The 4,980-nt window shown below is 73.8% G+C and carries 5 protein-coding genes; 3 read left to right on the top strand and 2 right to left on the bottom strand.

Going from position 1 to position 4,980, the window contains the following annotated elements:
• Positions 1-93: 93 nt before the first annotated feature.
• On the top strand, positions 94-1,086 hold the full coding sequence (locus J0670_RS29910) for an SPFH domain-containing protein (protein WP_243437715.1): 993 nt from the start codon (positions 94-96) through the stop codon (positions 1,084-1,086).
• An 81-nt stretch (positions 1,087-1,167) separates the two neighbouring features.
• The gene (locus tag J0670_RS29905; RefSeq protein WP_207814829.1) at positions 1,168-1,620 is read left to right on the top strand and encodes a CBS domain-containing protein; all 453 of its coding nucleotides are present in this window, start codon (positions 1,168-1,170) and stop codon (positions 1,618-1,620) included.
• A 115-nt stretch (positions 1,621-1,735) separates the two neighbouring features.
• Here J0670_RS29905 and J0670_RS29900 read toward each other — a convergent pair whose 3' ends face one another.
• The gene (locus J0670_RS29900; protein ID WP_207814828.1) at positions 1,736-2,356 is read right to left on the bottom strand and encodes a TetR/AcrR family transcriptional regulator; all 621 of its coding nucleotides are present in this window, start codon (positions 2,354-2,356) and stop codon (positions 1,736-1,738) included.
• A gap of 79 nt (positions 2,357-2,435) precedes the next feature.
• Between J0670_RS29900 and J0670_RS29895 the strand changes: the two genes are divergently transcribed.
• A complete protein-coding gene (locus tag J0670_RS29895; protein ID WP_207814827.1) occupies positions 2,436-2,948 on the top strand; it encodes a DUF1453 domain-containing protein in 513 nt (170 codons plus the stop codon).
• Between the two features lie 9 nt (positions 2,949-2,957).
• Here the strand turns inward: J0670_RS29895 and J0670_RS29890 are convergent.
• A partial coding sequence (locus J0670_RS29890; protein WP_207814826.1) for an FAD-binding and (Fe-S)-binding domain-containing protein occupies positions 2,958-4,980 on the bottom strand: 2,023 nt, incomplete at its 5' end.

Raw genomic sequence — 4,980 nt, 5'->3', positions numbered from 1 at the left:
CGTGGAATCAGTTGCTCCGGCGGTCCCCGACCCTTTGCCGGGCCGGCGGCGGCCGGAGACCTCGGTGTGTGCGCAGGCCGCGAGGAGGCCGCGATGATCGTCGATGCGGTGCTGGGGGCTCTCGGGGGGCTGGCCGGGCTGGGCGCGTTGTGGGCCGCGATGAGCGTCCGGGTGGTCCAGCAGTTCCAGAAGGGCGTGGTGTTCCGCTTCGGGCGGGTGCGCGACGAGGTCCGGCAGCCGGGGCTGGTGGCGCTGATGCCGGTCGCGGACCGGCTGCGCCGGGTGAACGTGCAGATCGTCACGATGCCGATCCCGGCGCAGGAGGGCATCACCCGGGACAACGTGACCGTGCGGGTGGACGCGGTCGTGTACTACCGGGTCCTGGATCCGGTCAAGGCGACGGTCAACGTGCAGGACTACAACTTCGCGATCTCCCAGGTCGCGCAGACCTCGCTGCGGTCGATCATCGGCAAGAGCGAGTTGGACGACCTGTTGGCCAACCGCGAACCGATCAACCAGGGGCTGGAGTTGATGATCGACAGTCCGGCGCTGGGCTGGGGCATCCAGATCGACCGGGTGGAGATCAAGGACGTCGCCCTGCCGGAGTCGATGAAGCGCTCGATCGCGCGCCAGGCAGAGGCCGAGCGGGAGCGGCGGGCGCGGATCATCACGGCGGACGGCGAGTACCAGGCCTCGGCGCGGCTGTCGGAGGCGGCGGCGGTGATGAGCGCGACCCCGTCGGCGCTCCAACTGCGGCTGTTGCAGACCGTGGTGGAGGTGGCGGCGGAGAAGAACTCGACGCTGGTGCTGCCCTTCCCGGTGGAGCTGCTGCGGTTCCTGGACAGCGCGACGGAGTCCCAGCAGCGGGACCTGCTGGCGGCCGCTTCGGTCGCGGCCGCGGCGAAGGCGGCCGAGGAGGCCGTGGAGAGCGGCGAGGCCCCGGAGCCCGAGCTCGACCGGGAACAGGTCAAGCGCGAACTCCCGCCGCTGGAGGACCTGTTGTCCCACTCGCCGTTGGAGAGCGCGGACCTCGAAGGTGGGCGCGCGGAGGCGGCGGAGCGCACCGAGCCGGGGACGGCGGCCTGAGCGGGCGGGCACCCCGGTGGCGTACGGCACCGGCCGGGATCACGATGGACGGGGGGAGAACTCCAGGTCAGGAGGCGGACCATGACCAGAGCCAGCGACATCATGCACCCGGGCGCGGAGTGCATCCGCGAGCACGAGACGCTCGCCGCCGCCGCCCGGATCATGCGGGAACGGGACGTGGGCGCCCTGCCCATCTGCGGTGTGGGCGACAAGCTGGTGGGCATCGTGACCGACCGCGACATCGTGCTGCGCTGCGTCGCCGAGGGCCGTGACCCGGCGGCGGTCACGGCGGGCGAGCTGGCGCAGGGGCGGCCGATGACGGTGGAGGCGGACGAGGACTGCGAGCAGGTGCTGCGGGTGATGGAGCAGTACCAGGTCCGGCGGCTGCCGGTGATCAACCACCCCGAGCACAAGCTGGTCGGCATGATCAGCGAGGCGGACATCGCGCGCGGGCTGCCGCAGGCCCGGGTCGCGGAGTTCGTGTCGGCGGTCTGCGCGGAGGAGGCGCCGACGGCTCCGACGGCTGAGGTCTGACGGCTGAGGTCTGACGGCGCGGCCGTGGCGACGGCGAGGCGGCTCGACGGCTGCGGGGCGGCCCGGGTGTGGGCCGCCCCGCCTCGGTTGCGTCGGCCCCGGCGCCCGCCCGGTGTCAGGGTGTGGCCAGGTCGTCCAGGTGGCGGTGGAGCACCGCGCGCAGCGCGTCCGGGCCGACCAGGTCGGGGTGCTGGACGGCTTGCAGGGCGAGGCCGTCCAGCAGCGCGGAGAGGCGGCGGGTCTCGACGGTGAGGTCGAGGCCGGGGGCCAGGCCGTCGGCGCGCTCGACCTCGACCAGGACGCGCCGGACGAGTGCGTCCAGGTCGGTCTGCATCTGGGCGGCGCGGGGCCGCAGTTCGGGCCGGGTGCGGGCGGCGGTGACGAAGGAGAGCCAGAGTGCGGACTCCTCGCGCCGCTCGGCGTCCAGCGGGAGGATCTCGGCGAGCAGTCGTACGGTCTGTTCGCGTCGGTCGGTGCCGGGTGCCGGGGCCGGGTCGAGCAGGACGCGGGCGTGGGTGCGGATCCGGGCGTCGATCCGTCGGGCCAGCTCCTGCATCGCGAAGATCATCAGCTCGGAGCTGCCGGCGAAGTAGTGCCGTACCGAGCCGATGGCGAGTCCGGCCTCCTCGGCGACGTTGCGCAGTGAGGCGTGTTCCAGGCCCTCCCGGGCGGCGACGCGCAGTACGGCGTCGGCGACGGCCTGGCGGCGTTCCACGGGGTCGACGATCTTCGGCATGTTGCCGTTATAGCACGGGCGAGCTAAATTGCTGATTTAGCACAGTCAAGCTATAAAAATCGGGGAGCAGGGGGCAGGGATGAACAACTGGTTGCACGTGGCGCTGATCGCCGCCGTGGTCGTCGTGGTGGTGGTCCGGCGGTTGCGCGGCGAACCGCTCAACGCCCGGGACCTCTTCGCGCCGCCGGTGGTGCTCACCGGCCTCGGCCTGTGGGCGCTGTCGCAGCACCACGGACTCGGCGTGGGCGACTACGTCTGGGTGGCGGCGGGTGCCGTGCTCGGCACCGCGCTCGGGGCGGTCCGTGGCGCCACCATCCGGGTCTACGAGCGCGAGGGGGTGCTGTGGCAGCGCTACACCGGCCGGACCTTCCTGGTGGCGGGGGCCTCGCTGGCGGTGATGGCCGGCTTCGCCGTGGCCGCCGGGCACTTCGGCCTGGCCCCGGACGCCCGACCAGTCCAACTGTCCATCGGCGTGGGCTTCCTGGGCGAGGCGTTGGTGGTCGGCTACCGGGCGCTCTCCTCCGGCACCCCGTTCGCGCCCGAGCGCCGGGACTCGAATCCGCTGCGCGGCTCGGACCGGTTCGGCGGGTGAAGGCGCAGCCTACTCCTGCGGCCGCAGGGCCCGGGCGATCAGCTCCGCCAGGTGCAGCGCCCTTCGCCCGTCGGCGAGTTGGGCGATCTGGGTGCGGCAGCTGAAGCCGTCCGCCAGCACCACGGTGTCCGGCCCGGCCGCCCGGACCTCGGGCAGCAGGACGCGCTCGGCGATCGCCTCGGATACCTCGAAGTGGCCCTGCTCGAAGCCGAAGTTGCCCGCCAGCCCGCAGCAGCCGGAGTCCAGCACCCGGTTGTGCAGGCCCAGCCGGGCCTCGACCCGGCGGTCGGCGGCGCTGCCGAGCACCGCGTGCTGGTGGCAGTGGGTCTGGGTGACGGCGTCCAGCGGGACGCGGGGGAGCGGGGCGTCCGGGGCGTACTCGTCGACGAACTCGGCGAAGGTGCGGGTGCGTTCGGCGAGCGGCCGGCCGTCGGTGCCGAGCAGTCGGGGCAGGTCCTCGCGCAGGGTGGCGGTGCAGCTGGGGTCCAGGCCGACCACGGGGGTGTCGGCCGGGAGCCCGGTGGCCGTCAGCGTCCGCAGGCTGCGCCGCAACACCCGCCGGGCGGTGCCGAGTTGGCCGGTGGAGTACCAGGTGAGGCCGCAGCACACCGGGCCCGCCGGGAGCCGGACGTCGAAGCCCAGGTGCTCCAGCACCTCGACGGCCGAGCGCAGCACGTTCGGTTGCAGGTGGTCGGAGAAGGTGTCCGGCCACAGCAGGACCGGCCGCGCGCCCGTCGGGGCCGGGTGCGTGGCGCGGTGCCGCCGGTACCAGCGGGTGAAGGTCTCGGGCGGGAAGACCGGCAGCACCCGGCGCCGGTCGATCCCGCCGAGCCGCTTGAGCAGGTCGCCGGCCGGCGAGCGGACCAGGGTGTTGGCGGCCCCGGGTGCGAGCGCGACCGCCCGCAGCCACAGCGGCAGCCAGCCCATCGAGTAGTGCGACAGCGGGCGCGGCCGGTGCCGGTAGTGCTGGTGCAGGAACTCCGTCTTGTAGGTCGCCATGTCGACGTGCACCGGGCAGTCGCTCGCGCAGCCCTTGCAGCTGAGGCAGAGGTCCAGCGCCTCCCGGACCTCCTCGGAGCGCCAGCCGTCCGTGACGGCTCCCCCGGCCTGGCGGCCGGGAGGTGCCCCCATTCCCCGCAGCATCTCGGCGAGCAGCCGGGCCCGCCCCCGGGTGGAGTGCCGCTCCTCACTGGTGGCCATGTAGCTCGGGCACATCACCCCGGTGTTCGGGTCCACGCACTTGGCGACGCCCACGCAGCGGTGCACCGCCTTGGTGAGGCTGCCGTCGTCCTGCTCGTACGGCAGGGCCAGCGGCAGCGGGCGCGGGGCGGTGACGAAGCGCAGGTCGGCGTCGAGCGGGCGCGGATCGACCAGCGCGCCCGGGTTGAGCAGGTTCTCCGGATCCCAGATCCGCTTGAACTCCCGGAAGAGGTCGATGACTTCGGGTGCGTACATGCGCGGCAGCAGTTCGGAGCGGGCCTGCCCGTCGCCGTGCTCGCCGGAGAGCGAACCGCCGTAGGAGACCACCAGATCGGCCGCCTGCTCCAGGAACTCCCGGAAGACCGGCACCCCTTGGGGCATGTCCAGCGGGAAGTCGATCCGCAGGTGCACGCAGCCGTCGCCGAAGTGCCCGTACGGGACGCCGCGCAGGCCGTGCCGGCGCAGCAGGGCGCGCAGGCCGCGAAGGTAGTCGCCGAGCCGTTCGGGCGGGACGGCGGAGTCCTCCCAGCCGGGCCAGGCCTCGCCGCCTCCCGGCAGTCGGGTGACGATTCCGGCGCCCGCCTCCCGCACGGCCCACAGCTGGCGCTGCTCCACGGGGTCGGTGACCAGGGCGACGGCGGCCGAGGGCTCGCGCCGCACCGCGTCGGCCAGTCGGCGGGCGGCCTGGTAGGCCTCCACCGGAGTGGCGCCGCCGGTCTCCAGGAACAGCCAGCACTCGCCGGCGGGCAGCCGGTCCAGCGCGGGCGGTCGGGGGCCCGTCGCGAGCAGTGCGGCGATCAGGTCGGAGGCCATGCCCTCGGCGGTCAGCGGC

This window comes from Streptomyces sp. FH025 (genome assembly GCF_017427025.1).
In the GTDB taxonomy this organism is placed as follows: Bacteria; Actinomycetota; Actinomycetes; order Streptomycetales; family Streptomycetaceae; genus Kitasatospora.
This window is presented reverse-complemented; position numbering and strand designations above follow the sequence as displayed.